General features: G+C 53.5%; 20 protein-coding genes and 5 tRNA genes. 19 read left to right on the top strand and 6 right to left on the bottom strand.

Going from position 1 to position 23,951, the window contains the following annotated elements:
* Positions 1 to 171 precede the first annotated feature (171 nt).
* Complete coding sequence (locus H7F31_RS27340) at positions 172 to 1,524, bottom strand: stalk domain-containing protein (RefSeq protein WP_187101365.1); 1,353 nt, start codon at positions 1,522 to 1,524, stop codon at positions 172 to 174.
* Positions 1,525 to 1,874: 350 nt separating this feature from the next.
* Between H7F31_RS27340 and gltB the strand changes: the two genes are divergently transcribed.
* The 3 genes from gltB to H7F31_RS27325 all read left to right on the top strand — a co-directional run bounded on the left by gltB (position 1,875) and on the right by H7F31_RS27325 (position 8,377).
* Entirely contained in the window at positions 1,875 to 6,479 is a 4,605-nt protein-coding gene (gltB, locus tag H7F31_RS27335; protein WP_187101364.1) for a glutamate synthase large subunit, read from the top strand.
* A 166-nt stretch (positions 6,480 to 6,645) separates the two neighbouring features.
* On the top strand, positions 6,646 to 7,581 hold the full coding sequence (locus H7F31_RS27330; RefSeq protein ID WP_087570493.1) for an ABC transporter ATP-binding protein: 936 nt from the start codon (positions 6,646 to 6,648) through the stop codon (positions 7,579 to 7,581).
* A complete protein-coding gene (locus H7F31_RS27325; protein WP_187101363.1) occupies positions 7,574 to 8,377 on the top strand; it encodes an ABC transporter permease in 804 nt (267 codons plus the stop codon). The genes H7F31_RS27330 and H7F31_RS27325 overlap by 8 nt, the downstream gene beginning before the upstream one ends.
* A gap of 96 nt (positions 8,378 to 8,473) precedes the next feature.
* Here H7F31_RS27325 and H7F31_RS27320 read toward each other — a convergent pair whose 3' ends face one another.
* Positions 8,474 to 8,926, bottom strand: coding sequence for a bactofilin family protein (locus tag H7F31_RS27320; protein ID WP_187101362.1), 453 nt, complete (start codon positions 8,924 to 8,926; stop codon positions 8,474 to 8,476).
* A gap of 59 nt (positions 8,927 to 8,985) precedes the next feature.
* On the bottom strand, positions 8,986 to 10,059 hold the full coding sequence (locus tag H7F31_RS27315) for a peptidoglycan DD-metalloendopeptidase family protein (RefSeq protein ID WP_187101361.1): 1,074 nt from the start codon (positions 10,057 to 10,059) through the stop codon (positions 8,986 to 8,988).
* 166 nt (positions 10,060 to 10,225) lie between these two features.
* On the opposite strand from H7F31_RS27315, the gene cls reads away from it, so the two are divergent.
* From cls to H7F31_RS27300, 3 genes are all read left to right on the top strand, one after another.
* Positions 10,226 to 11,635: a cardiolipin synthase gene (cls, locus tag H7F31_RS27310; protein WP_187101360.1), complete on the top strand. Its 1,410-nt coding sequence runs from the start codon at positions 10,226 to 10,228 to the stop codon at positions 11,633 to 11,635.
* Between the two features lie 103 nt (positions 11,636 to 11,738).
* Entirely contained in the window at positions 11,739 to 11,936 is a 198-nt protein-coding gene (locus tag H7F31_RS27305; protein ID WP_187101359.1) for a hypothetical protein, read from the top strand.
* A 3-nt stretch (positions 11,937 to 11,939) separates the two neighbouring features.
* Positions 11,940 to 12,122, top strand: coding sequence for an H-type small acid-soluble spore protein (locus tag H7F31_RS27300; protein ID WP_187101358.1), 183 nt, complete (start codon positions 11,940 to 11,942; stop codon positions 12,120 to 12,122).
* A gap of 54 nt (positions 12,123 to 12,176) precedes the next feature.
* Here the strand turns inward: H7F31_RS27300 and H7F31_RS27295 are convergent, their stop codons facing one another.
* A complete protein-coding gene (locus H7F31_RS27295; RefSeq protein ID WP_187101357.1) occupies positions 12,177 to 12,488 on the bottom strand; it encodes a dehydrogenase in 312 nt (103 codons plus the stop codon).
* A gap of 234 nt (positions 12,489 to 12,722) precedes the next feature.
* Between H7F31_RS27295 and H7F31_RS27290 the strand changes: the two genes are divergently transcribed.
* The 5 genes from H7F31_RS27290 to H7F31_RS27270 all read left to right on the top strand — a co-directional run bounded on the left by H7F31_RS27290 (position 12,723) and on the right by H7F31_RS27270 (position 17,718).
* Positions 12,723 to 13,331 (top strand): DedA family protein, encoded by a 609-nt coding sequence (locus H7F31_RS27290; protein ID WP_087570501.1) that lies wholly within the window; start codon positions 12,723 to 12,725, stop codon positions 13,329 to 13,331.
* Between the two features lie 32 nt (positions 13,332 to 13,363).
* Complete coding sequence (locus tag H7F31_RS27285; protein WP_087570502.1) at positions 13,364 to 13,930, top strand: thioredoxin family protein; 567 nt, start codon at positions 13,364 to 13,366, stop codon at positions 13,928 to 13,930.
* A gap of 4 nt (positions 13,931 to 13,934) precedes the next feature.
* Positions 13,935 to 14,576: an MBL fold metallo-hydrolase gene (locus tag H7F31_RS27280; protein WP_187101356.1), complete on the top strand. Its 642-nt coding sequence runs from the start codon at positions 13,935 to 13,937 to the stop codon at positions 14,574 to 14,576.
* A gap of 62 nt (positions 14,577 to 14,638) precedes the next feature.
* Positions 14,639 to 16,855, top strand: a complete 2,217-nt coding sequence (locus tag H7F31_RS27275; protein WP_187105565.1) for a Tex family protein — start codon at positions 14,639 to 14,641, stop codon at positions 16,853 to 16,855.
* Positions 16,856 to 17,031: 176 nt separating this feature from the next.
* Positions 17,032 to 17,718: a nitroreductase family protein gene (locus H7F31_RS27270; protein ID WP_187101355.1), complete on the top strand. Its 687-nt coding sequence runs from the start codon at positions 17,032 to 17,034 to the stop codon at positions 17,716 to 17,718.
* Between the two features lie 87 nt (positions 17,719 to 17,805).
* On the opposite strand, the gene cmpA is transcribed toward H7F31_RS27270, so the two are convergent.
* Both cmpA and H7F31_RS27260 read right to left on the bottom strand, forming a co-directional pair.
* Entirely contained in the window at positions 17,806 to 17,949 is a 144-nt protein-coding gene (gene cmpA, locus H7F31_RS27265; RefSeq protein WP_087570506.1) for a cortex morphogenetic protein CmpA, read from the bottom strand.
* Between the two features lie 92 nt (positions 17,950 to 18,041).
* Entirely contained in the window at positions 18,042 to 18,404 is a 363-nt protein-coding gene (locus H7F31_RS27260) for a hydrolase/acyltransferase (protein ID WP_187101354.1), read from the bottom strand.
* Between the two features lie 106 nt (positions 18,405 to 18,510).
* On the opposite strand from H7F31_RS27260, the gene H7F31_RS27255 reads away from it, so the two are divergent.
* The 8 genes from H7F31_RS27255 to H7F31_RS27220 all read left to right on the top strand — a co-directional run bounded on the left by H7F31_RS27255 (position 18,511) and on the right by H7F31_RS27220 (position 23,904).
* Positions 18,511 to 18,990: a SprT family protein gene (locus tag H7F31_RS27255; protein ID WP_187101353.1), complete on the top strand. Its 480-nt coding sequence runs from the start codon at positions 18,511 to 18,513 to the stop codon at positions 18,988 to 18,990.
* Positions 18,991 to 19,024: 34 nt separating this feature from the next.
* Positions 19,025 to 19,100 (top strand) — tRNA-Asn (locus H7F31_RS27250).
* A 6-nt stretch (positions 19,101 to 19,106) separates the two neighbouring features.
* Positions 19,107 to 19,197: transfer RNA gene (locus H7F31_RS27245), tRNA-Ser, on the top strand.
* Positions 19,198 to 19,379: 182 nt separating this feature from the next.
* A tRNA-Glu gene (locus tag H7F31_RS27240) sits at positions 19,380 to 19,454 on the top strand.
* A gap of 48 nt (positions 19,455 to 19,502) precedes the next feature.
* Positions 19,503 to 19,578, top strand: a tRNA-Lys gene (locus H7F31_RS27235).
* Between the two features lie 57 nt (positions 19,579 to 19,635).
* Positions 19,636 to 19,718, top strand: a tRNA-Leu gene (locus H7F31_RS27230).
* A 210-nt stretch (positions 19,719 to 19,928) separates the two neighbouring features.
* On the top strand, positions 19,929 to 22,931 hold the full coding sequence (locus H7F31_RS27225) for a hybrid sensor histidine kinase/response regulator (RefSeq protein ID WP_187101352.1): 3,003 nt from the start codon (positions 19,929 to 19,931) through the stop codon (positions 22,929 to 22,931).
* The gene (locus H7F31_RS27220) at positions 22,909 to 23,904 is read left to right on the top strand and encodes a response regulator (RefSeq protein ID WP_187101351.1); all 996 of its coding nucleotides are present in this window, start codon (positions 22,909 to 22,911) and stop codon (positions 23,902 to 23,904) included. Before H7F31_RS27225 ends, H7F31_RS27220 begins: the two co-directional genes overlap by 23 nt.
* The last annotated feature ends 47 nt before the right edge of the window (positions 23,905 to 23,951 follow it).

Here is a 23,951-nt window from a genome sequence, read left to right as displayed (position 1 = left end):
ACGGAACTAAGAGACCCTATTGCCGTCATTTCACATGAAACGGGATTCAATTTGGTTGAATAGCGGCGCTGAGTTCCGTTAGCCTCCCGAGAAGGCTACGAATCGCAGAAATAAGATCGCTGAGTTCCGCACCATTGTTTTCGAACTTTTTATTGCCCAGAACGCTTATTTTTATTTGTTGATAAATGCGATTTTCTGTTCGTGGCGGTATTCCACCTGGAAGCCGAGTCCTTCGGACAGCGCGGCGAGCGGGAGATACGTCTTCTTCTCGCCCGGGAATTGCTGCAGATAGGCGGGCTCGGCATTTAGCGGAACGGTTTCCCCGTTTACGCGGATTGTCGCGGCGCCGACCGTAATATCGACCGTGCGTCCATCCAGCGATACGGTTGCAGTCGCAGTAGCGGCGTCCCACTCGAGCTCGGCGCCCATGGCGTCCGTAATGTCGCGGACAGCAAGATAGGTCCGTCCTTTTTGGATAACCGGAGCGTATTTCGAGACGATTTCCTCGCCGTTTACGACGACCGATATCGGGACGCCGGCAGCGCGAGGGAGCACCGTCTTGTATTCGCCCCACAGCTGCTCGGAATAAGCCTTGCCGAGCGCGGCGTAGCCTTGGTTGGTAGGATGGATGTCCGTCTTTATTACTCCGTCAACGTTCACTTCCTCGAAGGAAATGTTCGATAGTATGCTCTTCTCGATGGCTGTGGCAGCATCAGATATCTTGATGCTCAAGCCCTTGTCCCGGTAGGTGTCGACAAGTCGATCCAGCCCTACGTTCACTTCCGTTTGTCCGCCCTTAAGGAACAACGCCGTAGAGGAAGGTACTTTCACGTAGGACGTCTCGCCTTTAATCGTTATAGACGGGAGAGGCAAGTATTGATTGGCAATGATGATATCGGCATTCGGCTGAATGTTGCCGATCATCGCGAGAATAGTGTCCAGCTTCTCTTCGAAATTGTCGATCAACGCCTGCAGCTGCGATTGAATCGCTCCCTTCTTGTCGGCGGACAGATTGTCTATGTTCGTGCTTGTCCCCAACTCCGACACGAGGCCAAGAAAATCGTTCCCGCCAATCGAGATCAGCACCGTCTCGGCATCCCGAATATCCTCGGCAAGCGTGTCAGTCATTTCGGCTAACATCTGTTTAGCCCTGGGATCCTTGTCGCTCAAACCCGCCTGCACATCCGCTTCCGTTACTTTCTCTCCCGCGATCGCGGCTTCCAGCCAATTGGCCAATCCCTCCGTCCTCAGACCCAAAACGCCGTAATTGACATACTCGGCCCGCAAGCCCTGAAACAGCGCCTGTTCGAAAACATGCTCGGCAAAGCCGTAAGGCACGGACTGCTCCGTGAAGCCCGCCTGGTATCCTGCGGCGATGGAATCCCCAAGCACGACGATGTCGTACGAGACTGTGCTGCCTACCGATGCCGGAGCGGCTAACGCCGAACCCGCCTGCACCAGCAATGCTGCGGATGCCGCGCCAAGCGCGGTCATTTTGAGCTTGTTCCTGAATTTACTATACAATCCGTCCACGTCCTTTTGATAAAATGGAATTCGACGAAAGCCGTCCTGACTGAGCTTGTTCAAAAGGTCTGAAAACCGGACTTTTTTTGAACTTGCACTAACTGATAACTTCTTTGTACTAATAGAATTATTAAATTGCTTCCCATTTGCCCTGATGTTAAAATCATAGAATAATCGCTTAGTAACGGTATATGGCAACCGGATGGAAAGGAGCAGGCGGTTGAGCCTCGTCCCCTACCATTCTATGATAATCCAAGCCAAAAATGAAGCTAATAAGTGATCGAACCGCGTTTTTTCTCTCCATTATACGCTTATCCAAAAATCTTCTGATAGAGAGGTTGCAGACTACAATGAAAGAAAGTACTTTGGGATTGCCGCCTAAGCAAGGATTATATGACCCGCAATTCGAGAAAGACGCATGCGGAATGGGCTTCGTAGCCAGCATCAAAGGGGTCAAATCGCATAGGGTCATTCGCCAGGCGCTGCATCTGCTCGAGAACATGGAGCATCGCGGAGGTCAGGGAAGCGAACCGAACACGGGGGACGGAGCGGGCATCCTGCTTCAAATCCCGCATGCATTCTTCTCCGCCGAGCTTGAGAAGCAGGGCGTCGCCCTTCCAGCGGAAGGCGACTATGCCGTAGGCATGATCTTTATGCCGCATGACGAGACGGAACGCGCCGCTATCGAGAGAGAAGTGGAAGGCATTATCGCCGAGGAAGGCCAGACGCTGATCGGATGGCGCACGGTTCCTACAAATGACGAAAAGCTGGGCGAATCCGCGCTGGCCGTCAAGCCGTTTGTCCGTCAACTGTTCATCGGCAAAAATGCTTCTCTCTCCGAGACGCTTGCTTTCGAGCGCAAGCTCTACGTGATCCGTAAGCGGGCTGAGCTCGCGATCCGTTATGCGGGCAAGGACGGGGGCAACATGTTCTATTTCTCCAGCCTCTCCTCCAAGAAGATCGTATACAAAGGGATGTTGACAACGGAGCAGGTCCGTTCGTTCTACATGGAATTAAATGACGAATCGGTTGTTTCCGCCATGGCTTTAGTGCATTCCCGTTTTAGTACGAATACATTTCCGAGCTGGGAGCGGGCGCATCCGTTCCATTACCTCATCCACAACGGCGAGATCAATACGCTTCGCGGCAACGTCAACTGGATGCATGCCCGCCAGACGCTGTTCGCGAGCGAGCTGTTCGGCGACGATCTGGAGAAGATCAAACCAATCATCAACCCGGACGGATCCGACACGGCCATGTTCGACAATACGCTGGAATTTCTGCATCTGTCCGGCCGCTCGCTGCCGCATGTCGCGATGATGATGGTGCCGGAGCCTTGGTCCGGCAACGAAAGCATGGACCCTGACCGCAAGGCGTTCTACGAATACCACAGCACGCTTATGGAGCCATGGGACGGGCCGGCGGCGATGGGATTCACGGATGGCACGCAAATCGGCGCCGTACTCGACCGCAACGGTCTTCGTCCTGCGCGTTATTACGTAACGAAGGACGACCATATCATTTTGGGCTCCGAAGCCGGAGTCGTAGAAATTCCGGCGGAGGATATCCTTTACAAGGATCGCTTGCGCCCGGGCCGGATGCTGCTTGTCGACACGGAGCAAGGCCGCATTATTTCCGACGAAGAAGTCAAGGCATCCATCGTGGCGGAGCATCCCTATCGCGAATGGCTGGATGAGCATCTTGTGGGCTTGGACGATCTGCCGGAAGCGCCCGAGGTTCCGGAGCCGAGCCATGATACGGTCCAGCAACGTCAACAGGCATTCGGCTATACGTTCGAGGATATTCGCAAAGTGCTGGAGCCGATGGCGGGCAGCGGCCAGGAGCCGATTGCTTCCATGGGTTATGACGCTCCGCTGGCTGTACTGTCGGAACGTCCGCAGCGCCTGTATAACTACTTCAAGCAGTTGTTCGCGCAAGTCACGAACCCGCCGATCGACGCCATCCGCGAAGAGATCATCACTTCGACGAGCACGACGATCGGACCGGAGCGCAACCTGCTGAATCCGGAGCCGGAGAGCTGCCGTCATATCAAGCTGGACACTCCGATTTTGTCCAACGAGCAATTTGCCAAGCTGCGCCATGTGCGCCGCCCAGGTTTCAAGTCTATCACGCTTCCGATTTTCTTTACCGCCAGCGAGGGAGAAGAGGGCCTTCGTTCCGCGATGAATACGTTGTGCGAAGCGGCGGATCGCGTCATCGACAAAGGCCATAATGTCCTTATTTTGTCCGACCGCGGCGTCGACAAGGAGAATGCGGCTATCCCGGCGCTGCTTGCCGTATCGGGTCTGCATCATCACTTGATCCGCCAAGGCACCCGTACGAAGGTTGCGATTTTGCTGGAATCCGGCGAACCTCGCGAAGTGCATCACTTCGCTCTGCTGCTGGGCTACGGCGTTAATGTCGTGAACCCGTATCTGGCGTTCGAATCGCTGGACGATATGATCCGTCAAGGCATGCTGAGAAGCGTATCGCATGAGAAAGCGGTAAAGAACTTCATTAAAGCTGCGACCAAAGGCGTTGTTAAAGTATTGTCCAAGATGGGCATCTCGACGATCCAGTCGTACCGCGGCGCCCAGATCTTCGAAGCGCTTGGCCTGCGCGAGGACGTCATTAACGAGTACTTCACCTGGACGCCTTCCCGCATCGGAGGCATCGGCCTCGATGTCATCGCGGAAGAGACGCTCAAGCATCATAACCGCGCGTTCGCGGAACAGGAAGGCTCCGAGAAGGAACTGGATTCCGGCGGCGACTATCAATGGCGCAAGGACGGCGAGGATCATCTCTTTACGCCTCAGACGATCCACACGCTGCAGATGGCATCCCGCGCGAACGACTACAAGCTCTACAAGAAGTTCTCGGCGCTTGTCCAAGGCGAGAATAAAAAACATCTGACGCTTCGCTCGCTTCTGGAATTCAGAAAGGACGGCAAGCCCGTGCCGCTTGAGGAAGTCGAATCCGTAGAGTCCATCGTTAAACGGTTCAAGACGGGCGCGATGTCGTTCGGTTCCATCAGCAAAGAAGCGCACGAGAGTCTCGCCATCGCGATGAACCGTTTGGGCGGCAAGTCCAATACGGGCGAAGGCGGCGAAGATCCCGCACGTTTCGTAAAGGACGCCAACGGCGATTCCCGTCGCAGCGCCATCAAGCAGGTCGCTTCCGGTCGTTTCGGCGTAACGAGCAACTATCTGGTTAACGCGGACGAGATTCAGATCAAGATGGCGCAAGGCGCGAAGCCTGGCGAAGGCGGGCAGCTGCCCGGCCTTAAGGTATATCCTTGGGTAGCCGAGGTTCGCGGCTCTACGCCAGGCGTAGGCCTCATCTCGCCACCGCCGCATCACGATATCTACTCCATCGAGGATCTCGCCGAGCTGATCCACGACCTTAAGAACGCGAATCCGCGTGCCCGAATCAACGTTAAGCTCGTATCCGAAGTCGGAGTCGGCACGATTGCTGCAGGCGTTGCCAAGGGCCGCGCGGACGTAATCATGGTCAGCGGTTATGATGGCGGCACGGGCGCTTCGCCAATGGGTTCCATCCGTCATGCGGGTCTTCCGTGGGAACTTGGCCTCGCCGAGACGCATCAGACGCTTATGCTGAACAAGCTGCGCGACCGCGTCGTCATCGAGACCGACGGCAAGATGATGAACGGGCGCGACGTTGCGATTGCCGTGCTGCTGGGCGCCGAGGAATACGGCTTCTCCACAGCTCCGCTTATCGTATTGGGCTGCATCATGATGCGCGTCTGCCAACTGGATACTTGTCCTGTGGGCGTGGCGACCCAAAATCCGGAGCTTCGCGCGAAGTTCATGGGCGATCCGTCCCATGTCGTCAATTATCTGCGTTTCATCGCAGAGGAACTGCGCGAGATCATGGCCGAGCTTGGCTTCCGCACTATCCAGGAGATGGTCGGCCGCGTAGACCGCCTGGAGACGAAGCAACTGCTTGAACACTACAAGGCGAAGGGCCTTGACTTGTCGGGCATCCTGTACGAAGCGGATATCCCGGAAGGGGCGTTCCGTTACAATGTTCAGGAACAGAACCACGGTCTCGAGCTGTCGCTTGATATGCAGCAACTCGTTCCGAACGCGGCGCCGGCGCTGGAGAACGGCGAGCTTGTACGCGGCACGTTCCCGATTCTTAATACGAACCGTGTCGTTGGCACGATTTTGGGCTCCGAGGTCACAAGGCGTTACGGAGCGAAAGGATTGCCGGAAGATACGATCTGGTACCACTTCGTTGGTACGGCCGGACAGAGCTTCGGCGCATTCGTCCCGAAAGGCATTACGCTATCGGTTGAAGGCGACACGAACGACTACTTCGGCAAAGGTCTCTCCGGAGGGAAGATCATTGTGGCTCCATCGCCGAAAGCGACATTTGCGGCAGAAGATAACGTCGTTACGGGCAATACCGCATTGTATGGCTCGACGGGTGGTCAAGCGTATATCCGCGGCATTGCAGGCGAACGCTTCGCGGTACGGAACAGTGGAGCCGACGTTGTTGTCGAAGGCGTGGGCGACCATGGTTGCGAATATATGACGGGCGGTCGAGTCGTCATTCTGGGCGGCACGGGCCGCAACTTCGGCGCCGGCATGTCTGGCGGCGTAGCTTATGTGTATGACGACAAAGGCGAATTCTTTAGCAACTGCAACGTAGAGATGGTGCTGCTGGAGCGTGTTGAGGAAAATCAGGATGTCGCGGAGCTTCGCGGCTTGATCGAGAACCATGTACGTTACACTAGCAGCGCAATCGGCGAGAAGGTGCTGGGAGATTGGGAAGCTTCCCTCGAGAAGTTCGTTAAGGTTATTCCGAAAGACTACAAACGTATGCTTCAGCAAATTCAAAAAGCCGAAGATTCCGGTCTTCAAGGCGGAGAAGCACTCATGGCAGCCTTCGAAGCGAACAAACGAGAGCTTGCTCGTACCGGCGGCAAATAAGAGAATGAAGCTTGCGGCGGGTATTTACCTGACCGCGAGTTTTTTTGTACCCGCTTGGATAAAGGGGGGCGCTACCAAACGTTTTCTGCTTCGTATATACTGGAATGGTTGGAACAAGCTAACTATTGAAACAAGATTGCGATGAAGAGGAGGACGAATAACGGTGATGGAAACCATTGTCCAGATGCGGGGCGTAACGAAGCGCATTGGAACACGTACGATTATCGACAACTTGACGCTGGACCTGCCGCGCGGCGAAGTATTCGGCTTCCTGGGGCCGAACGGCGCAGGTAAAACAACAACGATCCGCATGATGGTGGGGCTAATGTCGCTTACGTCTGGCGAAATTCTGATCGACGGCAAAAGCATCGAGAAGGAATTCGAGGGAGCCATTAAACATGTAGGAGCGATCGTAGAAAACCCGGAGATGTACAAATATTTGACGGGGTATCAGAACCTGGTCCATTATGCCAGGATGATGCCGGGCGTAACGGAGCACCGGGTCAGGGAAGTAGTGGCGCTGGTTGGGCTCGAAGCTCGCATTCACGACAAGGTGAAGACGTATTCGCTTGGCATGAGGCAGCGTTTGGGCGTTGCGCAAGCGATGCTGCACAGGCCTAAGCTGCTAATATTGGATGAACCGACGAACGGTCTTGATCCTGCCGGCATAAGAGAGCTTCGCGATTATTTGCGCAAGCTAGCCAAGGACGAAGGCATCGCCGTGTTTGTATCGAGCCACTTGCTGTCCGAGATGGAGCTCATGTGCGACCGGGTCGCCATTATTCAAAACGGCAGGCTGATCGATGTACGTTCGCTTCAGGATGGGGAGCAAGCGCTTAGCGCTCGCCGCGTATTGTTCCAGGTAGATCGGCCGGCTGAAGCCGTTCAGGCGCTTCAGACAGCGGGACAGAGTGCCGAATTGGCGGAAAAGGCTCAAGAAGCGGATTCCGGTGTCGTCATCATCTATGGAGACAGGGACGGCATTGCTACCGCTAACGCCGCATTGGTTCAAGCGGGTATTCGGGTCTACGGCATTCGAGAGGACGTGAAGTCTCTCGAGGATCAATTCTTGGAAGTGACTGGAGGCGAAAAAATTGGGTGATTTCGGCGGATTGATTCGCAATGAAAACATGAAAATTTATTTGCGCGTACGAACCTACGTTATGTTCGGCATCCTTATCGGCTTAACGATTATTATATCCGCCCTGTGGTTGGCCTTCGGCGAGCGGTCGTCAACATCGATGTGGGAAGTCGCGTTCATGGAGTCCTCCATTCTGTTCTTCCTGGTCACGATCTTTACGGTTGTAGTTGCAGCGGGGGCAGTGGCCGAGGAATTTACATCCGGCACCATCAAACTTCTGCTCATCAGGCCATGGTCGCGCTCCAAAATATTGTTATCGAAATACATAGCGGTCATGTTGTTCGCTGTCACGCTTGCTATCGTGTTATTCGGCAGTACATTGCTTGTCAATTGGGTCATGTTCGGTATTGGCAACGATTCGGCGGATGCCGGCGGAGGCATTCTGCCGATGGGAAGCGATGACTCGCCATTCGTGTACTTGCTGAAGTATTACGGACTTACGTTAATTACTTCGATCGTGACGGTGACGTTGTCCTTTATGTTGTCGACCATATTCCGCAGCAGCGGTCTTGCCATCGGCATGGCATTGTTTCTTCTGCTCGTCGTCAATAACTTTATGCAATTGTTGGCGTTGCTGGACTATAAGTGGGTCGACTACATCCTCTTTATCCACTTGAATCTTACGCAATATTTGGGTGATTTCTCTATGAGGGAAGGGATGACGTTAGGATTTTCCCTTGCGGTACTAGCCGTGTACTATATCATTTTTATCGCGTTGACCTGGTACGTATTTAACAAGCGGGACGTGGCCGCGTAAAAAAACAATTAATCCGGGAACCAATGAAAAAGCCGTCCTCAACGAGTTCACTTAGTTGAACCCGCCGAGAGACGGCTTTTAATATCCCGCTATGAATTAGCCCGCTTGGCGGGATTTGGCTTGCGATTCGCTGTTTTTGAGCTCATCTTTTTTGGCATTGGCTGCTTCGGAGGATTCAGCCGCGCCCGAGCGTGGTTTGGATTCTGCTGGCTGCTCCATTCGGCACTGTCCGCTCAGTTGGCCGCCCTCCTGAATAATTAACGCATGTGCCGCAACGCTTCCGCTCAATTGGCCGGTGCCCGTAATGATCAAGCGGCCTTTGGTCACGATATCGCCATAGAGCTTTCCCGCAAGCGTAATATCTCGAGCTTCAATATTGGAGCGAACGATTCCGCACTCCCCGATAATGATATCGCCCTTGCATTCGATATCGCCACGATATTCGCCTTCGATTCTGAGATTGGCTTCGCTGATCAACTTGCCTTCGACGATTGTTCCTTGTCCGATTAACGTATCCGTAGCGACGACACGCTTGTTCTCCTTAAACATAAGTATTACCTCCTCGGCATTCGTCATTGATGGAAGCTGCCTGAATCCGCTGCTCACGGTTACGTACGGGAGGCTAGGTACTTGAGCGGGTTCACTGGCTCGCTTCGCTGCATAATCTGAAAATGCAGGTGAGGCCCCGTACTTCTGCCGCTTGAGCCAAGCTGTCCGATTTTCTCTCCTCGCACGACTGTATCGCCCTCACGCGCGTCAATGGCCAAAAGATGCATATAAGCGGTCTGGAGATGACCCAGATGATCGATGATAATGTAGTTGCCGTATTGCGAATCGTATCCCGTCTCCGATACGGTTCCTTCCGCCGCGCTAAAGACGGTATCGCCGGATTTGCCGTCAATGTCGATCCCGGCATGGAAAGTCGCATGGCCGGTAAACGGATCGCGGCGGTATCCGAAGCCGGACGTCAATTGCTTGGAACGGGTGGGCCAGGAAGATGGGTAGGCATCCACTGTCATGCGTCTATTCTGAGCCTGCTTCAAAGTATGCGCCATGGACTCTTCCATGGCGTCGACCATGCGGCTTAGAGCTTTGAGGTCGATGGAGGTGTTCTTGGCAAGGTGAACGATCCCGTCTAAATTTCCTATGACGGGATATCTGATGGGCGATCGCGCAACTTTGTCTGAAAGTGAAGAATAAGCGGAAAACGAAGGGAGGAATGAGGCGGCATCCTTCCCCGACGCGCTTGTTTTACTGCTGTCTGAGGCTGTAGGAGAAGCTGTGTTCGGCACAGAGCCGCCGTATTTCTCCATGAAAAGCTTCAGCTTCTCTTCGAGCTCGCCCAGCTCTTGCATCTTTATTTTCATATCTTCTGTTTGTCGCGACAATTTCAAAATCTCTTGCTGCAAGGTGACGATCGCTTCATCCTTCCCGGCGATGACGGCATCCATTCCGGCAATCGTTTGAGTGAATGCGGCAGACTGATTAGATAGCTCGGACTCCAATTGTCTCAGCTCGTACGCCGCCTTCAACTGCAAGCCCGCGACCGTACCTGCCACGGCAAGGGCTGCGGCCATTGGCGCTGCTACGACTGATCGTTTGGATACCTTGAACTGTCTTACCGTCTTGTCCGGGCCGCGCATCACAACAAAGGACCATGCTGGCTTCCGCGTTCTTGTCACTGGTTTACTCCTTCCGGCCGTCGTAATCATTTTGCAGAACGTTCTATGACTATTTATTCCCGGAAGCTATAAAACATGCCTGCAAAGTTATCCTTTCTCACATAAATCTCGCTTCCGGAGGCACACTAAACGTTACGGCAGAGCGAGGGAAAGAAGGGGGAGCCGCGTGTATGTTTGGCTTATGCTGGCCATTGCAGCACTCATCATCTACATTGCCCAGATCGGCGCGATAACATGGCTGGAACATCGAAGACAGAGTCATCTTGCGGCATGGATTTTTTTATGTTTGGTTTGTCCATACTTAGGTTTTGCTGCTTATTGGCTGCTTGGCCGAAGGTTGAAGAGAGTCAAGCCCTTAACGTCATTGAAGTCGGAGTGCCACGCCGCTTCAAAAATTGGAAACAGCGCCAGCATGAATCGATTTCATGCGTTTATGGAGCAGCATCTTCCTTATCCGGCGACAAATCGCAATCGGGCTACAGTGCTTCAGGATGGCGAAACGACATTTCAAACCATACTTAATGCAATAGAGCATGCCTGCAATTCCATCCATCTGGATTATTACACGATCAGGTGCGACGGGATCGGCAACAGATTTCTGGAAGTTTTAACGAGCAAGGCGCGAGAAGGCGTTGATGTGAAGTTATTATATGACGGAATCGGGAGTCTGCATCTCTCTGAACATTTTCTGCAGAAACTCCATAGTTCCGGCGCACAGTCGGCTTGTTTCTCTCCTCCCCGCGAGTTTTTGCTAAAGAAACGGTTGAATTTTCGCAATCACCGCAAAATCGTAGTTATCGACAGTTCCGTCGGCTTTATGGGCGGCATTAATATCGGCGATGAATATTTGGGTTTGGACCCCCGGCTTGGGTTTTGGCGAGACACGCATCTCAAGCTTGAGGGGGAATGCGTCCGTCAATTGCAGGCCATATTTCAAGAGAATTGGTTAAGAGCGACGGGAGAAAACATAAGGGTGGATGCAGGAAGTACGTCAAGGGATGTAGTTCCTGCTCCGGAGGCCGAATGGAATGACAGGATCGTATTGGTGCCTGGCAAGCCCGGTATTCACGATGCCGTTATTTCGGAAGCCCTGTTTGCGGCGATGTCGGAAGCAAAGGAAACGATTTACGCGGTTACGCCCTATTTCATTCCGGATCCGTCCATTGCGGCAAGCTTGAGAATCGCCGCTAGAAGCGGAGTAGACGTCAAATTAATTATTCCCGGAATCAGCGATTCCAAGCTCGTATTGCTGGCTACGCTCTCGTACGTCCAAGACATGCTTGAAGCCGGTGTTCGGGTGTACAGATATGGCAAAGGTTTCATTCATGCCAAAGTTTTGATTATTGACGGACGGCTCGCGTCCATCGGCTCGGCGAACCTGGATATGCGCAGCTTGTACAGCAATTACGAGCTGCTGGCTTTAATTGAAGGGGCGGATCCCGTAGGTCGATTGACGAAAGATTTCATGAATGATCTACGTGACAGCGTTGCTGTTGATGCGGGCGAGTTCTCGCGTCGGCCAGCCAAACAGAAAACGGCGGAATCGCTGCTGCATCTGTTGTCGCCGCTCCTGTGAAGAGCGAATATGACTGTGGCCGCGGTATGAATTTCGTGCCGTTCGGGCATATTTCTGTCAAGGCGTCTCGCCACCATCTCACCATGTTAAGGAGGAAGCTGCGATGTATGAGGACAAGCAAATATCAGGTATCGATGGCGGAGCGGTCGAGCCGAATAATGAAGGACGCGAGGTCTACGATATGGACATTGACCGGATGGTAAATGAAGGCCTGGGCGGCGGAAACGTAACTATTCACAACGGAAAAATCGACGAATCGACGACCGATACGATGACATCGGAATGGGAAGGGGTTAATTAAAACGTGGATGCGACGCGCGCGAAACAAATATACCAATCGAAGGATACGATTGGCGTAAAGCTGGAAGGCGACTCCGTCTGGATCGAGAACGTGGATGAAGCAAACGGGATGGCGACGGTAACCGTTGGCAATAATCCGGTTAATACGGTGACGGTGTCGGTTGATCGACTGCAGGAAAGCAAGTAAAGCTTGAGGGAGAAGCCCGCTGCGGAGCGACAAGCTCCACGGCGGGCTGTCTGTTTATCCCCCGTACGCTTCGCGGAATGCTTCGCACAGCTTCTTGCGATCGACTTCCCATAGAGCGGCTATTTCCTCGCTGACATTATCCGTCCACCAGTCTGCTTGAGCCTTGCGATTGTTTTTATGATCGACGATCCACAGCAGGTTCTGCGCCACTTGACGAAAGTACAGCGACTCGGCTTTTTCCATCTTCTCCTTGGACACGTACAGCTTCAATCGCTTCGCCGTGCGGTACAGCTCATTGCTGCATGACCTGCGAATTTTGCGCGCGGACGGCAAGCCGGCTGCGTGCTTTTGCTCGTGGGGTTTCATATAGAACCGACTCCTCTCCCTCCAAAATATGCGGGCATTCGTCCAGTGGTCACCGCTATGACTCGGACTGTCCGTCCTGCCCGTATTTCTCCCTTTTTAACCGAACATATCCGAATGGACAGGACCATAGGATAGGGTTAGAGTGGAAGGCTTCTCTTGCGATATGATAGAATAACAGAGGCGGCTTCCCGGCTAGAGGAGGAGGAACCGCGATATTCGAAGTGGAGGGTGAAGATGGAAAGCTGGATAACCGATTTTATGGAGCAATACGGGTATATGGGCATATTGCTCATGATCGCGGTCGAGAACCTGTTCCCGCCGATTCCGTCGGAAATCATTTTGACCTTTGGCGGATTTATGACGACGTACACGAATCTAACGCCAATAGGCGTCATCCTCTTTGCGACGCTGGGTTCGCTGATCGGGGCCATTATTTTGTACTTAATCGGAAGGCTGCTTGGCGTTGAACGGCTGGAGCGAATTATCGACCGCTGGGGACGCGTGCTGCGAGTAAAGAAGGAAGATGTGCGCAAAGCCGATGCCTGGTTCGACAAGTATGGTTATTGGGCCGTGCTGCTGTGCAGGATGGTGCCCCTTATTCGAAGCCTGATCTCATTGCCGGCCGGCATGTCTGGTATGAAACTGGTTCCATTTCTGTTCTTTACGACGGTCGGCACGTTGATCTGGAACACGATTCTTGTCTCTGTCGGTACGGCGGTTGGAGGAAACTGGCATGAAATCGTAGAATTTATGGACGTATATTCCTATATCGTGTATGCGATTATTGCGCTGGCGGTGCTTGTTGTTCTCTTCCTTTACATTCGCAGGGCCAGGAAATTTTAGTTTGGTACATTAAATGAAGGAGCGGATTACATATGAGTAAAAGTGTGGCAGACAAGCTGGGCAAGGGGATTAGCCCACAGCAATTCGTGGATGGGATGACCAAAAACAAGGAGACGTTTATTGGCTGGATGGAGCAGTTCAGCTGGCCCTCCGACGAGGACCGGGAGCTGTTCGAATCCATGAACAACCGGGACGATCTGCGTTGTCTCATCTTAATGGCCGACTGGTGCGGGGATGTCGTTCGCAACGTGCCGGCCGTATTCGGCGCGCTGGAAGTAACGGGCATCCCGACCGAGGTGCTCATCATGGAAGAAAATCTGGATACGATGGATCAATTCCTGACAATGGGCGGGCGCTCCATTCCTATCGTGATTTTTGCGGACACAGGCGGCGCCGTACTTGGGCAATGGGGTCCAAGGCCAACTCGGATTCAGGAGCCAATGGTGGCGTTTAAACGCGACAATACGGATCGGGAAGCTGCCGACTACCAGGACAATCTGGCGATTGCAAGAGCGGAGATCATGAAGCGTTACGGTGATGGGCCAGGCTACCAGGCGGAAGTCATTAAGGAGCTCCGCGAGCTTCTGGAGAGCTTCTAGAGCGATGGGAACCGAGTTTAAAGTCGAGACGTTTTCGCTTGGACCCATCCAGACGAATTGTTATCTGGTAACGGTAACCGATGGCGAGCAGGAACGAGGCATCATTGTCGATCCCGGCATGAATCCCAAGCGGCTGCTTGATCGCATTGCAAATACGAAAATCGAAGCGATTCTGCTGACGCATGCCCACTTCGATCATATGGGCGGGGTTGATGAGGTTCGCAAAGCCGCCGGATGTCCGGTTTACATCCATGATCTCGAAGCAGACTGGTTAACGGACCCGCGCAAGAACGGATCGATGCGTTGGCAGGACGTTACGCCGCCATTATCGACGGATCCGGCCGAATTTGCGCTGGATGAAGGACAGACGTTAGCGATGATCGGCCACAAGTTTCAAGTGATGCATACGCCGGGTCATTCGCCAGGCAGCGTAAGCTTCTTATGCGGAAACCATCTGTTCTCGGGAGATGTGCTGTTTAAGCTGTCGGTTGGCCGTACGGACCTGCCCGGCGGGCGTGAGGCCGATCTGTACGATTCCATACGGACGAAGCTGTACAAGCTTAATCCGGAAGTCATTGTTTATCCAGGGCATGGCGGGCGTACGACGATCGGATTCGAGAAGGCGAATAATCCTTATACAGGGTAACGATAACAAGGACGGTGCGTGCGATAGTGGCAGAATGGTCGAAAGGTGCATCAGGAGTGGATATAGAAGAAGCTGGAACAAAAATCAAGCTTACGGACGAGCAAAAGGAAGCGGAGAACGGGAGAATTATAGCAGCGATATCCGCGGCGGCTGCTTTGCCGGTCAGCAAGGTGAAAGCGGCGGTAAGTCTTTTGGACGAAGGCAACACGATTCCGTTTATCGCGCGTTACCGGAAAGAGATGACGGGCGAGCTGGACGAGAACGAGCTGCGAACGATCGAAGAGAAGCTGCAGTACATGCGGAATCTGGAGGAGCGCAAGCGCGAAGTTATTCGTCTCATCGACGAGCAAGGGAAGCTCACGGGCGCGCTTAAGTCGTCTATCGAGGCGGCTGCGAAGCTGCAGGAAGTGGAGGACTTATACCGACCTTACAGGCAGAAGCGCAAGACCAGAGCCAGCGTCGCGAAGGAGCGCGGACTTGAACCTCTGGCGGATTGGCTGTGGTCGCAGCCGCGGCAAGGAGATCCGCTTACTGAAGCCGTGCGATACGTGAACGCGGACAAAGGCGTATCGACGCCCGAAGAGGCGCTGCAAGGAGCCATGGACATCGTTGCGGAAAATATAGCGGACGATGCCTGGATCCGTTCGTGGATCCGCAAGTTTACGTTCGATCAATCGCTTCTTCGATCCGAGGTAAAGAAGGCCGATGAGGAGTCCGTCTACGAGATGTATTACGACTACCAAGAGCCGGTCAAAAAGCTGCCTCCGCATCGGGTGCTTGCCATTAATCGCGGCGAGCGGGAGGAAGTGCTTCGTATATCGCTGGATACGCCGGTGGACCGCATTCATGAGCAGATGAAGCGCAAGCTGCTGCGCGGCGGCACGGCTCCCGCAATATCGGCGGTTCTCAATAGCGTAATCGAGGACGCCTACAAGCGTCTTATTGCACCGTCGATCGAACGCGAAGTCCGCGGCGAATTGACGGAGACGGCGGAGGAACACGCCATTACGATCTTCTCCGCGAATTTGAGAAATCTGCTGCTCCAGCCGCCAGTTCGCGGCCATATCGTTCTCGGAGTGGATCCGGCGTTCCGGACGGGCTGCAAACTTGCCGTTGTCGACGATACCGGCAAACTGCTGGAGGTAGCGGTATCGTATCCGACGCCGCCGAACAACAAGGTAGCGGAAGCGGAGAAGCTGATTAACGGACTCATCGATAAATATAAGGTGGAGCTTATTGTCATCGGCAATGGTACGGCTTCGCGCGAGACCGAACAGTTCATCGCCTCGTTGATCGGCAAGCGGAAGGGCGGGAGCGGACCCGATCTGCGCTACATTATCGTGAGCGAAGCGGGGGCGAGCGTCTATTCGGCATCCAAGCTGGCGGCCGAAGAGTTCCCTTCTCTGGACGTCGCGGAACGCAGCGCCGTATCCATAGCGCGCAGACTGCAGGATCCGCTAGCGGAGCTGGTAAAGATCGAACCAAAGGCGATCGGCGTTGGGCAATACCAGCACGACGTCAGCCAGAAGCGGCTCGACGAGACGCTTGGCGGCGTAGTGGAATCGGCGGTTAACCATGTCGGCGTCGATGTCAATACGGCGTCTGCGTCGCTGCTGTCGTACGTAGCCGGCGTCAATGGCACCATCGCCAAAAATATCGTGAAGTACCGCGAAGAGATCGGCCGTTTCTCGAAGAGGACGCAGCTTCAAAAGGTGCCGCGGCTCGGGGCGAAGTCCTACGAGCAGTGCATCGGCTTTTTGCGCATCCCCGACGCGTCGAATCCGCTGGATCAGACCCCGATCCATCCGGAGTCGTATGCCGTTGTGGACGGGCTGTTCGCCGAGCTTGGACTGGACTTGAAGCGCATTGGCAGCGAAGAGGTCAGAAATGCCCTTCAGAACGTCGACGCTGCTTCGCTGGCCGTTAAGCTCGGCGTAGGCGCTCCGACGCTGAGAGACATCGTGGAGAGCCTTCTGAGGCCCGGTCGCGATCCCCGCGAGGAGCTGCCGCCGCCGATCTTCCACACGGATGTGCTGCAGATCGAGGACTTGAGCGCGGGTATGGAGCTGCAGGGAACGGTCCGGAACGTTATCGATTTCGGCGCATTTGTAGACATTGGCATCAAGAACGATGGACTCGTCCATATTTCCCAGCTCAGCAACAAATTCGTAAAACATCCTATGGATGTCGTCTCGGTTGGAGACACCGTTACGGTGTGGGTGCTGAGTGTCGACCTCAAGAAGGGCAGAGTCAGCCTGACGATGAGAAAACCGGATTAACCTTCCGCGTTGCGGCGGTGCAGGGAGCAACTCCCAGGCACCGCCATTTTTTTTTGAATCTCATTGGCCCATAATAAATAACCAAGTAACCAAAAGTTAGTTGATTGACAATTGTTCGTCTGGTATTTATACTGTACATTATGTGATTACAGTTGCAGTAATGAGGAGGACAAAACATGACTCAATTGATCGATTCTCAAGTAAAAGTCCAGACGTCGATTACAGGACATAATAATATTCCGTTTTTCCAGGTGGTAGGGGAGCGACGCTCCGTGCGCAAATATGACAACAGCGTTCGCATTGCAGACGAGGAGCTGCTGGAGATGCTGACGATCGCGGCGAAGGCGCCGTCCTCGGCGAACATGCAGCCTTGGCGGTTCATGGTCATCACGGACGAAGAGCTGAAAGCTAAGCTGGTTCCGATCGCGTTTAACCAAAGTCAGGTTGCCGAAGCTTCGGCCGTTATCATCGTGATGGCCGATCTGGAGATGTACACGCTGGCCGAAGACATCTATGGCGCTTCCGTTAAGGCAGGTTATATGTCGGAAGAAGTGAAAACAAATATGATCGCGAACTATACCAAGATGTATTCGTCGCTGCCTGCCGACCGTCTGCGCGAGTTGGTCGCGTTCGATACGGGGCTTGTCGCCATGCAGCTTATGCTGACAGCGCGCGCCAAAGGCTACGATACGGTGCCGATGGGCGGCTACAACCGCGACGGCGTAAAGGAACTGCTCGGCATATCGGATCGTTACCTGCCAACACTGATGCTTCCGATCGGCAAAGCGGCGTCGCCGGGCCACCCGTCCACGCGTCTGCCGATTGAGAACATCGCGTACTTTAACGGCGGAAAGATGGACTAATCTCTTTATAACTGCTCCACGACGAATAAACCCGGCCGCCCAATAAGGGAGAGCCGGGTTTTCTCGAATTATGGACGACAGGCAGATTCATTGGATAACGGTACCGCTGCCATGTTCTTTATGTCCTTGTTTGGTTCGGTAGAAATACCAACAATCGTTCAGCAGCTTGATCTGCCTGCGGTCCTTCTGTTGAAATGCGCGCATCAGTTGGTTGCACAGCCACTGTGGCATGCGCATCGCCCTCCTCCCGGTATCGCCTGTTGTTCTATAAACATATGGCAATAGGCGAATATCCGTGCAGGTCCAACCGATATCGAGTCAGGTTAGCCAAGCTGCTCTTCTTCGTACTCCTCGTACCATTGCTCGAGCTGAGCTTGCAGCGCGCGTATTTCGGTCAGAAGCGAAATCAGCGGGTAGGACTTCTCCTGTACGCCGGCAAACTCCTTTTCCAGACTATTAAGATAGTCCAGTCCGGATACGATCTTGATGGAGGAATCATGCAGCTCCACATTATCGCATTCCGCTACCGCATAAGGCAGGACGGGCACCTGGTCGGCCGTCAGCTTGTCGATCTCTTTATGCAGGCGCAAATTCAGCGCGCTAAGTTGATAAGCATGCGATGCCGGCATCTCGACAAAGCTGATGTTCTGTTCCTGTTTCAATAACACATATCTCATGATAGCCATAAGTTCCGTGATCTCCCCTCGTTCAGTTGCCGTTCGCACGGCGTTCCTACTTGACAGTGTAGCCTATAGCCGCGTTAAAATTCAAGTAGTCAAGGAGGTTGTATGCATGGATAACAATACGTTGCAGCAATGGGTAGAGCGCGTCTCGCTGGAGTGCTTCGGCAGGCCGTTCCTGCACAAGGCGACGTTTAATGGACGGCTAAAGGCAACGGGAGGACGTTACTTCACCCTTACCCATCATATTGAGATCAGTCCGCATCAACTTGCCGCGTACGGGGAGGAAGAGACGGAGCGCATCATCAAGCACGAGCTTTGTCATTATCATCTGCACCTGATGAAGCGTGGTTACCGGCATCGCGACCATGACTTCCGTACGCTGCTCGCCCATGTCGGCGGCTCCAGGTACTGTCAGGCTTTGCCGGAGCGGAAAAGGGTAGGGCCGGCCGCGTTTAAGTACAAGCTGATCTGCGGCAGCTGCGGAATGGAATACATGCGCAAAAGAAAGCTGGATCCCGACCGTTACGCCTGCGGCAAATGCCGTGGAAAATTAAAATTGATAGCGCTTGACAAGTCCAGGACGCCATGATAAATTATTACTTGTCACTGTTAATTTTTGATGTTCCCTGATAGCTCAGTCGGTAGAGCACTCGACTGTTAATCGAGTTGTCACAGGTTCGAGTCCTGTTCGGGGAGCCAGTTCATGGAGAAGTACCCAAGTGGCTCAAGGGGACCCTCTGCTAAGGGGTTAGACTGCGTAAGTGGTGCGAGGGTTCGAATCCCTCCTTCTCCGCCACATTCTTTTTGCCGAAGGACTCATCGCATGGCATCGAGAGGCCGAGACGTAATCGGTCTTTTTATTTTGTTCAAGTACTTGCGGACTGAGGAATTAAGAAATTAAATCTTGCAATTGAGCAGACAAGGTGATACAATAATTCTTGTCGCAAAAAAGCGAATGTATGCATTATTGCAGCATGTGGCCCGTTGGTCAAGGGGTTAAGACACCTCCCTTTCACGGAGGTAACAGGGGTTCGAATCCCCTACGGGTCACCATCAACCTTTTACGAAGGCGCTCTTGCGTGGAGTCGTTTCCGTTCATGAGAGCCATTAGCTCAGTTGGTAGAGCACCTGACTTTTAATCAGGGTGTCGTAGGTTCGAGTCCTACATGGCTCACCAGTTTCTTCATCCCTCGGAGAACGCTGGCATGTCGGGGTCGGTCATCAATTATAATATGCGGTAGTGGTGGAATGGCAGACACGCTATCTTGAGGGGGTAGTGGGTGTATACCCGTGGAGGTTCGAGTCCTCTCTACCGCATCCAACAAGAAGTCCTTGCGAAGCAAGGGCTTCTTTCTTTTTGTTTTTGTTGCACATAGGAAATTATGCGACTCCAGACTTGTGAACAAAAGGTTGAAAAATCTAACAGACATCGGCTATGGAACTCGTCAATATGCTATAATCTTTACTATGAACATACGCGTACTGAGCATACTTATATTAATTATCACGTTGACAGTGGGATCATTGTTGACGGTCTATAACTGGTTTCAAGACCCGGAAGCCATGCCGGTGGCCGAGAAAGGAGCACTAGACGCTTCTCATTGGGATTTTACTGAGAGAGGCGTTATTTTGCTGCGCGGAGAATGGGAGTTCTATCAAGGAATGCTGTTGACGCCTGCGGACTTTAGCGAACGGCCGGAGGAGCTGAGTAGGCAGCGAAAATATATGGCGGTGCCCGGAGACTGGAAAGGGATCATGTCCAGCGGAGGCAGGGATGGCGCGGGATACGGAACGTACAGGCTGGTCGTAAAGATCGGCAAAGATGACGTGTTCAGCCTGCGAGGCAAAAAAATCAGGTTGTCCAATCATGTTTACCTCGGCGGCGACGACTCCGGGGGCAGCGGCCAGCCCTCCGATCAAGCGGCTACATACATGCCGAGCAATATGCCGGTCTTCGCGACGGCGGCTTCGAAATCGGGCTATATGGATATTCTGATCCAGGTCGCGAGCTACAATAATTTGCGTGGCGGACTTGTGCAGCCGCCGGAATTCGGTCTGACGGAAGATGTTATCGCGCGCAGAGACAACTCTCGTTTAGTCGATATTTTGCTCATATCCACGATGCTGGTGTTCGGGCTGTATTATGCGGGAATGGCCAAGCGATGGCGCAAGGAACCGTATATTATGCATTTCAGCATTTTTTGCTTGGCGATCGGCTTGTTTACTTTGATCGATAACGAAATCGTTCTCGGCTCATTCTGGCCGGACTTCCCGTTCGCATGGCTGCAGAAGCTGCTCATCATGCTTCCTTTTATATCATTTCTCTCGTTCTCCATGTACGCCTATCGGTATCTGGGGATTCGAGAATCCAGATGGTTCCGCGGACTCCGAATATTCGGCGTGAGTTACATCTGCCTGCAGGCTGTGTTGCCAAACTCCTTCGTTTCCATGCTGTTCTATATCAACATCGTGCTGCAGGCCATCATATTCTGCGTGGTGGCGGGCGAGCTTCTGCTTGGAAGGCGGGAGAACCGCAAAGGCTTGATCTATATCGTGTTAGGCGGATCCTACTTCGTTCTCGCCTGGATCATCGGGCAAATCAGATATCAATTCGCGTTGGATAATCCTTTTTCCATGCTCATAGCGCCGCTGCTGCTCGTGTTTTCCCAGTCGTTTCTGATGAGCGACCGCTTCCAGCAGGCTTTCCAGAAGAGCGAAGGCCAAACGAAACGTCTCATGGCGCAAAATCGGCAAAAGGACGAGTTCCTGGCAAAAACGTCGCGCGAGCTGCATACGCCGCTAAATGGCATTATTCATCTATCCCAATCGCTGCTAGAGGACAAAAAAAATCCGCTGCTCGATCCCCATAGGGAAAATATTCAGCTGCTGCATGCGGTCGGACGCCGATTATCGACGCTTGTAGACGATATGATGGATTTTAATCGGATCAAATACGGGGAGACCCATCTCAAGCTTGCACCTGTCGACGTAGCAATGATGGTCCGTTTCGTGCTGAATTCACTGGCAATCGTCCCGATCAACGATCGAGTGGAAATCCGCAATGAGCTGCCCAATATGCTGCCATTCGTAATGGCTGACGAAAACAGGCTTCGCCAAATTTTATATACGCTGATCGAAAATGGGCTTAAATATACGGCCGAGGGTTATGTCGTCATCAGGGCCGTCGCGCAAGAAGACGTTATCGTTATCTCGATCGAGGATACGGGCTCCGGCATGCCGAAAGCTTATATCGACCGCTTGTTCGGCACGAAGCTGTCGCAGGAGGAGCGGGAGCTGTACGAAACGGACGGCTTCGGACTGGGCGTCCGCCTTGTCAAGCAGCTGGTCGAGCTGCATGGCAGCGAACTGCAGGCCATCTCCGCCCCCGGGGAGGGCACCGTATTCTCCTTTACGCTTAACGTCGCGGCTCCGGAGATGGAATTGCAGCAGCTCTATGAGTCGGAAAGCGCGGCTGCGGAAGAAGAGTTGTTTTTTATGCCGCTTGGCAAAGAGGGGCTGGAATCGCCGTTTACCATCCTTATCGTCGATGATGACGGCGCGAGCCTCAAAATGATGATCGACGTCGTCCAATCGCTCGGTTACGCGCATGTCGCGATGCGGAGCAGCGAGGAAGCCGTAAACTGGCTGAGCGGCTCCAAACGCCCGGATCTGGCCGTCATTGATCTGCTCATGCCTGTCGTGTCGGGACTGGATCTGTGCTCCGCGATTCGGGGCAGATATAGTCTCGCCGAGCTCCCGGTGCTCATGATGACGTCGCTCGGGCATCGGGAAGACATCATCGCGGCGCTTCGCGAAGGAGCCAACGATATTATTCATAAGCCGTTCGAGCCCTCCGTGCTGAAGGCGAGAATTCAATCCTTGCTCGCCATGAAGAAATCCTCGGAGCAAGCGGTGAAGCGCGAGATGGACTTTTTGCAGGCCCAGATTACGCCACATTTTCTGTACAATAGCATGAACGCTTTGGTAGGATTAAGCTATAAGGATACGGACAAGCTGCGCGAAACCATTCATCACTTAACGACCTATCTTCGAGCCAAGTTTACATTCGTTTTCAAAAAGAAGCTGATCCCGTTGGAGCATGAGCTGGAGCTGGTAAGAGCTTATCTGGAGATCGAACAGCTGCGTTTCGGCAGCAGGCTGGAGGTTCAATACGAATTGCAGGGGCATAAAAATGTATGGCTTCCGCCGTTGTCGCTTCAACCCATTGTCGAGAATGCCGTAAGACATGGAATCGGTCCCAAGCCCGAAGGAGGAACGATTCGCATCAGCTCGGCGACTTCGGACGAAGGCGTGCGGATAACGGTTGCCGACAATGGAGTCGGCATCGAAAAGGACGACTTGGAGCGGCTGCGGGCAGGCTCGCTCGGCGGCGTAGGCGTTGCCAGCGTAAATTACAGAATGAAAACAATCTTCGGTCAACCCATCGTGATGAGAAGCGAGCTGGGAATCGGTACGGAGATGGAGCTACTCATACCGGAGGGATTCGATGCTGAAAGCGATGCTGATTGATGACGAACAGATCGCGATTGACGTTATGGAAATATTGCTTGAACAGGCGGGCGGTGTAACGGTCTCAGGCAAGTTTTTAAATGTGCTGGAGGCGCTCGAATACGTGCAGGATCAAGGACCCGATATTATTTTTCTGGATATCGAGATGCCGGGGCTTAGCGGGTTGAGCGCTGCCGCCGCCATCGCCGAACGTTGCCCGACTGCCCAAATCATATTCGTTACGGCCCATCAGGAGTATGCGATAGACGCATTCGAGACGGGGGCGTTCGGATATTTGCTAAAGCCGGTGTCGGCCGTCCGATTGTCGCAGACGCTGGAGAGATTTAAGAAAAAATTCGGCTCTGAGAGCCTGTACCCGGATCATGCGGAGGAGTCCGGATCCGAAGGGGGTGGCGCCAGGCTGGACGAAGCCGGGGGCGCTTCGCTTGTTCTTAAGGTGATGGGCAGCATGGAGCTGTACGGCCCGCTCGGACAGTTGATTACCTGGAGGACGCGCAAAACAAAAGAATTGTTTGCCTATCTATGGCATGCGGGCGGAGAGCCGGTATACCGCCTTCGACTCATGGATGATTTGTGGCCGGAGGTACCGGTGGAGCGCGCTCAAACGCTGCTTCATACGACGATCTATAATTTGCGCAGGATTCTTAAGCAAATCGGATTCGAGGATTGCGTCCGCTTCGGAGACGAAAGATATTGGCTCCTGACGGACGACCGCATCGGCAGCGATTATGCGGAGCTGATGGCGATCTTCAACCGCGTTCAATTCATTACGTTGGAGCAGGGAGAGAAAATTCTCTCGTTGTATCGAGGCGACTACCTGGATACGGAATATTACGGGTGGGCGATCGCAAGACGCCAGAAGATGCGGGATGAGGCGGCACATTGTCTAAGAGGACTTGCCGAGAGAGCGGATGAGCCGCTTCGCGGACTGTTCCTGCGCAAGCTGGAGGAGCTGGAGCAGGTGCAAGAGTGAAAAAAAGCTGGAGCCGGCAGACAGCAGCTGCAGGATGGCCTTTTCCG

This window comes from Paenibacillus sp. PAMC21692 (assembly GCF_014303795.1).
Classification (GTDB): domain Bacteria; phylum Bacillota; class Bacilli; order Paenibacillales; family Paenibacillaceae; genus Pristimantibacillus; species Pristimantibacillus agaridevorans.
The sequence above is the reverse complement of the archived record's forward strand: the minus strand, read 5'-3'. Positions and strand labels throughout refer to the sequence as shown.

Coding starts and splice junctions, on each gene's coding strand:
- H7F31_RS27255 (WP_187101353.1), top strand. CDS start 18,511: ATGGATAACAATACGTTGCAGCAATGGGTAGAGCGCGTCTCGCTGGAG.
- H7F31_RS27330 (WP_087570493.1), top strand. CDS start 6,646: ATGGAAACCATTGTCCAGATGCGGGGCGTAACGAAGCGCATTGGAACA.
- H7F31_RS27320 (WP_187101362.1), bottom strand. CDS start 8,926: ATGTTTAAGGAGAACAAGCGTGTCGTCGCTACGGATACGTTAATCGGA.
- H7F31_RS27220 (WP_187101351.1), top strand. CDS start 22,909: ATGCTGAAAGCGATGCTGATTGATGACGAACAGATCGCGATTGACGTT.
- H7F31_RS27260 (WP_187101354.1), bottom strand. CDS start 18,404: ATGGCTATCATGAGATATGTGTTATTGAAACAGGAACAGAACATCAGC.
- cmpA (WP_087570506.1), bottom strand. CDS start 17,949: ATGCCACAGTGGCTGTGCAACCAACTGATGCGCGCATTTCAACAGAAG.
- gltB (WP_187101364.1), top strand. CDS start 1,875: ATGAAAGAAAGTACTTTGGGATTGCCGCCTAAGCAAGGATTATATGAC.
- H7F31_RS27290 (WP_087570501.1), top strand. CDS start 12,723: ATGGAAAGCTGGATAACCGATTTTATGGAGCAATACGGGTATATGGGC.
- H7F31_RS27285 (WP_087570502.1), top strand. CDS start 13,364: ATGAGTAAAAGTGTGGCAGACAAGCTGGGCAAGGGGATTAGCCCACAG.
- H7F31_RS27280 (WP_187101356.1), top strand. CDS start 13,935: ATGGGAACCGAGTTTAAAGTCGAGACGTTTTCGCTTGGACCCATCCAG.
- H7F31_RS27270 (WP_187101355.1), top strand. CDS start 17,032: ATGACTCAATTGATCGATTCTCAAGTAAAAGTCCAGACGTCGATTACA.
- H7F31_RS27305 (WP_187101359.1), top strand. CDS start 11,739: ATGTATGAGGACAAGCAAATATCAGGTATCGATGGCGGAGCGGTCGAG.
- H7F31_RS27295 (WP_187101357.1), bottom strand. CDS start 12,488: ATGAAACCCCACGAGCAAAAGCACGCAGCCGGCTTGCCGTCCGCGCGC.